This window comes from Aquificaceae bacterium (assembly GCA_037722135.1).
Classification (GTDB): domain Bacteria; phylum Aquificota; class Aquificia; order Aquificales; family Aquificaceae; genus Pampinifervens; species Pampinifervens sericum.
In genome coordinates this window covers 1-6376 of the sequence record JBBKAW010000043.1, presented here as the reverse complement: position 1 = coordinate 6376, position 6376 = coordinate 1, and the positions used below count along the sequence as shown (strand labels likewise).

Sequence of the window (6376 nt, the reverse complement as noted above, 5' to 3'; positions counted from 1 at the left end):
TTACTAAAACCTCTGGGCTAAAGCTGTCTATGAGTTCTTTTATAAGGTCCTCAAGCTTTTCTGTATTTTCTTTCTGGGTCATGTATGATATTATAACTAAAGGCTTAGCAGATTACAGTCTGTTTTCAATCGCAAGTATATAAACTGGTTCATGACCCTCTGTGAAAGCTTTTACTTGAGGGTTTGGATAATCTTCTCTTAATTCCTCAAGCTGTTTTTGTATGTTTTGTATGTCCTTATTCAAAGACAGGTTTCGTATCCTGTTTATCACATATCTTGGCACAGTTCCATAATTTTCCATATTTTCCAAAAGGGCTTGCAGGTATTCTTTTAAGTCTTCACTTAATTTAAGTTCTTTATCTTTAAGTATAGTCTTTAGCATACTTCTTGCTTCCGTATGGCTTCTTCGCAAATTTCTTATTTCTTTCACTCTCACTGCGGTGTAATTCAAAAGCTCATTGTAGTTTTTCCAAAAGCTCTCAGAGAGCTCAAGAGGTCTATCTTGATAACTTGCCTTAATATGCTCGTATACATCCTCAAAACTAACTATCTTTGGTTTTCCTTCTGGCTCTTTGTAGCCAACAAATAGGTCTGTGCCTTTCTTTATTAGCACTATAAGGTTTTCTTGGCTGTGCCTTTTTGCAGTCTTTACTCTGTATGGAAACTCTTCCACAGCCTTTAAAACCTCTGGGTGCTTTTCCTTTATTTCCTCAAATTCCTTTCTTACCTTTGAGAAAAAGCTCTCCTGCTCTGCTTCCGTGTAGGTGGTAAGTCTCCTGTATAGCTCAGAGGGTTGTGGCTCTTCATCTGGTGAAAATATCTTTGCATCCTCTCCCAAAACCTTGTGAATCATAAACATCTTGTTCTGGGCTATTTCCCTTGAACGTACTATATCCGCTCCCCTTTCTGTAGGGAAGAAGTTTACAATGTAAAGCTCATCGTAAACCTTTTTACCAATACGGTTAATCCTTCCAACCCTCTGGATAACTCTTACAGGGTTCCAGGGAATATCGTAGTTTATAACCACTCCTGCGCGGTTTAGGTTAAAGCCTTCTGAAAGCTTGTCAGTGGCAAGCAAAATGTCATACTCATCTTCCTGCTCTTTTGCACTGGCATCAAAGTTTTTGTATATGGACTCTATGGTTTGTTTTGAAAGGTTTCCATGGGCACAAAGAACCTTATCACCAAAAGCTTCTTTAAGTATTTTACATAAATATCTGGCAGTATCCACATACTCTGTAAAAACTACCACCTTTCTGTCTTTTAAAAACTCCTTTATTGTTTCTATGAGCTTTTTTGCTTTTGGGTCTTCCCTTTCCAAACCTATTTTTTCAAACTTCTCCAAAAGCTCCCTAAAAAGCCTTATGTCCCTCTGTATATCTTCAATAAACTTTTTACCAAGCTCTTCTATCTTGTAAACTTCATGATACTTTGACTTCTTGCCTTGTTTGTATACTTCCTCTAATTCTTTTAGCTTTTGCTCTACCGTTTCATCGTCCTCCACAGAAAGTATCTCTTCTATGATGTCTCTGTCAAGCACAAAGCTTTTTGTTCTTTCTATGAAATCCAAAGCGTTTTCGTGAATTTCTAAGAACCTTTTGAGGCTATTTTTAAAGGCTCCAAAACTGCTTTCAAACCTCTTTACCAGTAGTCTTCTCATGAAGCTATAAAGGTTTTTCTGATAGATGTAAGTAAAATCTTCATTTTCTTCCTCTTTTCTTTTGTATCTCTCTGGAAAGTATATGGCTCCTGTAAACCTTCCACCCTCTGAGAGGTCGGTAAAGGCATTTATGACCTCGTCGTAAAAGTCTAACTGCTCCGGTGTTAACTCAAAAAACTTCTCAATAGGGTCTTTTACTTCAGGAAGGTCTATTTTGTCTGGATAATACCGTAGGTCAAGCCTGTTTCTTCTTATAACTACTGGCTCAATAATACTTCTTATCTGCCTTGCCAAACTCTTTGCGGTTTCTTTTACCTTGTTTATGTCTATCTTATCTTCTTTGAAAAGTTCCTTATAATACTTTCGGGCACGCTCTCTGTTGCTCTTGTTTGAGGAGTTCCAATAGGTTTTTATGTAGGATAGTTTCCTGAAACTCCCTTCAAACTCTTCAAACTTGCGTTCAAGGTCTTCATCAAAGACTATGGTGGATTTTTTGGGAATGGTAAAGAGTTTTAGCATGGCAAATATATCCGAAGGTCTGTTGTTAAAGGGAGTTGCACTCAAAAGTAAAACTTTTTTACCACTGCATATCTGTTGCAGATAGGTGTAGCTTTTGGTGTTTTCGTTTCTAAACCTGTGGGCTTCGTCCACTATAACAGTTTGGACATCTTGGTGTTTCTCCACATATTCTAAGGCTTCCCTTAACTTTCCCACAGAAAAGACTCTCCAGTCATGCAGTCCAAAGTCCGCCAAGTATTTTTTCCATCCATAGTTTTCTCCTTCGTCTCCTATGAGGTGTGGTGGTGCAATAACAATTCCTCTTGTGCCAAGTCTTTTGGCTACCGCAACCGCTATAACAGACTTTCCAAGCCCTACAACATCCGCCAAAATAACACCATTATGGGTGTTTACTATTCTAACCGCCTGTGCAATCGCTTCCACTTGATAGCTATAGGCTTTATATCCTGCCTCTTCCAATAGAGTCTTTATGGTGTTTTTTGAACTTTCTGAGGTATCTGTGTAGCTTTCCATGTAGGTTTTAAGTGCATATACATAGGCTTCAAAGGGGCTTATATCCCTTAGGAAGGTTTTTGTTCTAATATGGTCTAATATCTTGTTTACATCAAGGGATACCGCTTCTTTCCATAGTTTATCAAAGTATGCTTTAGCTTCTTCAAAGCCATAGTCCCTTATTTCCACATTAAACTCTTCTTGATAGCTAAGCCCTGCGCTGGTTAGATTGCTACTGCCTGTTATAAAAAGGTGTGGTATTGCTTGCCCCTCTTCCAAGATAAAAAGGTAAAGCTTTGCATGATTAGGTTTCTTTGTCTTTCTCAAAAGAAGTTTATTTTCCCGTAGAAGTTTTATAAAAAACTTCGCTTGCTCGTAGGTTTCTTTTCTGTCCATATCACCGGAGGTAAAAGCCTTGTCCAAAGAGAGGAAAAATTGATTTCTTGGGTCTGAAGTCTCAAGAGCATATTCATAAAGTTTGTTTATCCTCTGGTCCACATCAAGCCCAACGAGAATCTTTATATGTCCTTCTCTTAGCTTTCCCTTTTCGTCCATATCTTTGAGAACCTCATACAAGAAGGGTGCGGAGGAAAAGTAGAAAAAGCCCACAAGGATGTTTATTTCTACACTTTTTGGGATTATATACCTTAGCCTCTGCTCAAGGGTTTTCTGGTCGCTGTTTGTTATAAAGGGCATGGCTCTGTTAGTTAAGTATAATATAACCTCATGCGAAACTACGCAGAAACCTTAAACCTTCCAAAGACGGACTTTCCAATGAAGGCAAACCTGCCAGAGAGAGAACCTCAAATACTTCAGAAGTGGCAAGGGCTATACAGAAAGCTCTGGGAGAGAAACAAGGACAAACCCCTTTTTGTGCTACATGATGGACCACCTTATGCTAACGGGCATATTCATATAGGGCATGCTCTCAACAAAATCCTTAAAGACCTTATTGTCAAATATAGGCTTTTGACAGGGTATCGTGTGGACTTCGTGCCTGGTTGGGATTGTCATGGACTGCCTATAGAACAGCAGGTGGAAAAGGAACTAAAGGAGAAAAAGCTCTCCAAGGAAGAGCTTGGTAAGGTGGAGTTTAGAAGACTTTGTAGAGCCTATGCGGAGAGGTTTATAAAGGTTCAAAAGGAAGAGTTTATAAGGCTTGGTGTCCTTGCGGACTGGGAGAATCCTTACATAACCATGGACCCTGCCTATCAGGCACAAGAAGTAAGGGAATTAGGAAGGGTCTTCAGTAGGGGCTTGGTCATAAAGAGCAAAAAACCCGTCTATTGGTGCATATATGACAAAACCGCAGAGGCGGAGGCGGAAGTAGAATACTACGAGAAGGAAGACCCAAGCATATATGTGAAGTTTCCACTAAGGGACCAGCCACAAACATACCTGCTTATATGGACTACCACTCCTTGGACTTTGCCTGCCAACCTTGGCGTTATGGTGGGAGAGGACTACGAGTATGTCTTTTTCAAGTCTGGAGAAGAGACCTACATATTGGCAAAGGAGTTATTAGAAAGTGTCAAGTCCCTTACGGGCATAAATGGAGAGGTTATAAGGCAGGTAAGAGGGTCTGAGCTTGTGGGTCTTGAGTATTTTGCACCCTATGGGGGCAGGGTAAACAGGGTATATCCCTCGGAGTTTGTGGAGCTATCTACAGGAACAGGTCTTGTGCATATGGCACCGGGTCATGGTAGGGAAGACTATTTGGTGGGTCTTAGGTATGGGCTTGAGCCTTTTGCACCTGTGGATGACGAGGGTAGGTTTACCCAAGAAGCACCAGAGTTTATAAGGGGCAAGAGGGTCTTTGAGGCAAATCCTCTCATAATAGAAGACCTGAGGGCAAGGGGTTTACTACTTTGGGAGGGCAAGATAAGGCACTCCTATCCTCACTGTTGGAGATGCAAAAACCCTGTCATATTTAGGGCAACGCCTCAATGGTTTATAAGCATGTCGGGTCAGGTTGATGGTAAGAGTTTTAGAGAAAAGTGCCTTGAGGAGATAGAAAAAGTTCAATGGATTCCACCCTACGGTAAAAACCGCATAGGGTCTATGGTAGAAAACAGACCAGACTGGTGTATATCTCGTCAAAGGTTCTGGGGTGTGCCTATAACGGTCTTTTATTGTAAAAACTGCGGGCATGTGGTCTCTGACTTAGAGGTCTTTGAAAGGATAGCCAAGATGATAGAGACTTCTCCGGAGGGAGCTGACCTTTGGTTTGAGAAGTCTCCAGAAGAGCTCCTGCCAGAGGGCTATACCTGTCCTTCCTGTGGCTCAAGGGAGTTTATAAAGGAAGAGGATATTCTGGATGTGTGGTTTGACTCTGGCTCTTCTCACGCACAGGTTTTGAGAAAGAGGGGTGTGCAAAAAGCGGACCTCTACCTTGAGGGTTCGGACCAGCATAGGGGATGGTTTCAGGCATCTTTGCTTGAGTCTGTTGCCAGCTACGGAGAAGCACCCTACAAGGCGGTCCTTACCCATGGCTTTACGGTGGATGAAAAGGGCAGAAAAATGTCCAAGTCCTTAGGAAACGTGGTCTCACCTCAAGAGGTCATAAAGCAATACGGTGCGGACGTGCTTAGGCTTTGGGTGGTATCCGAGGACTACACGGAGGATGTAAGGCTCGGAAAGGGCATAATCCAAAGGCTTGTTGAAGACTACAAGAAGATAAGAAACACTATAAGGTTCTTGCTTGGAAACCTCTACGACTTTGAAGTCTCAAAGGCAGTGCCCTATGGAGAGCTTCACCACTTTGACCGTTGGATGCTTTCATACTTGCAGAAACTTCTCCAAGAGGTTCATAAACATTACCAAGAATATGCTTTTCATAGGGTCTATCACTTAATAAGAAACTTCTGCTCTGTGGAGCTTTCAAGCCTGTATCTTGATGTTTTAAAGGATAGGCTCTACGTTTATGCTCCAAACAGCTGGGAAAGAAGGTCTGCTCAAACAGTCCTTTATGCCTTGGCGGAAGCTCTTATTACCTCAATCGCACCCTTTCTTAGCTTCACCGCAGAGGAAGCTTGGGAACACCTAAGGAAGATAAATCCAGAGCTTCCAGAAAGTGTCTTTATGCACCACATGCCTCAAGGAAAAGAAGAGCTCATTGATGAAAAACTCCTCAAGGACTACGAGTATCTAATAAGGCTAAGAGAGGATGTGATGAAGGCAATAGAAATTGCAAGAAGAGATAAGGCGGTAAACCACCCATACGAAGCTCAAGTTTTTCTGTGGGGAGAAGGTTTGGAAGTTGCGAGAGAATATGAAGACTACCTTAAGTATTTCTTTACTGTGAGCAGGGTCAAGTTTTCAGAGGGTGGTAGGTATGTTATAGAGGGTGAGGAGGTAAAGGGTATAAGAGTGGGTGTGTCTCCTGCGGAAGGTAAGAAATGTCCAAGATGCTGGCTATACTATCCAGAGGAAGAGTTTGAGGGAGAAGTATGCAAAAGATGTGCAGGTGTGCTACAGGAGATATAGATTTAATAGATTGCAAGGAAGTGTCATGGTTAGGCTTTTATTTCTTTTAACTGTGCTTTTGTCCTTTGGCTTTGCCAAAGAGGTCTCTTTTACTCAAGAAGACAGGGAAAGGCTCAGAAGCATGGAGATAAGAATAGAAAAACTTGATACAAAGGTAGACATGGGCTTTGAGCAGATGGAGAAGCAAATAGACAGGCTTACTCAGATAATGATAGCCAT

3 protein-coding genes are annotated in these 6376 nt (G+C 41.5%); 2 read left to right on the top strand and 1 reads right to left on the bottom strand.

Annotated elements, in window-relative coordinates; translation table 11 throughout:
• Nucleotides 1–112: 112 nt before the first annotated feature.
• Nucleotides 113–3367: a helicase-related protein gene (locus WKI49_03100; protein ID MEJ7621492.1), complete on the bottom strand. Its 3255-nt coding sequence runs from the start codon at nt 3365–3367 to the stop codon at nt 113–115.
• Nucleotides 3368–3397: 30 nt separating this feature from the next.
• Here WKI49_03100 and ileS point away from each other — a divergent pair, with 30 nt between their 5' ends.
• Both ileS and WKI49_03090 read left to right on the top strand, forming a co-directional pair.
• A complete protein-coding gene (ileS, locus tag WKI49_03095; GenBank protein ID MEJ7621491.1) occupies nt 3398–6157 on the top strand; it encodes an isoleucine--tRNA ligase in 2760 nt (919 codons plus the stop codon).
• 25 nt (nt 6158–6182) lie between these two features.
• Nucleotides 6183–6376: hypothetical protein (locus WKI49_03090; protein MEJ7621490.1), on the top strand; the 194-nt coding region annotated here is incomplete at its 3' end.

Excerpts from the sequence above, each read along its gene's own strand:
- WKI49_03100 (MEJ7621492.1), bottom strand. The coding sequence starts at position 3,367 with ATGCCCTTTATAACAAACAGCGACCAGAAAACCCTTGAGCAGAGGCTA.
- ileS (MEJ7621491.1), top strand. The coding sequence starts at position 3,398 with ATGCGAAACTACGCAGAAACCTTAAACCTTCCAAAGACGGACTTTCCA.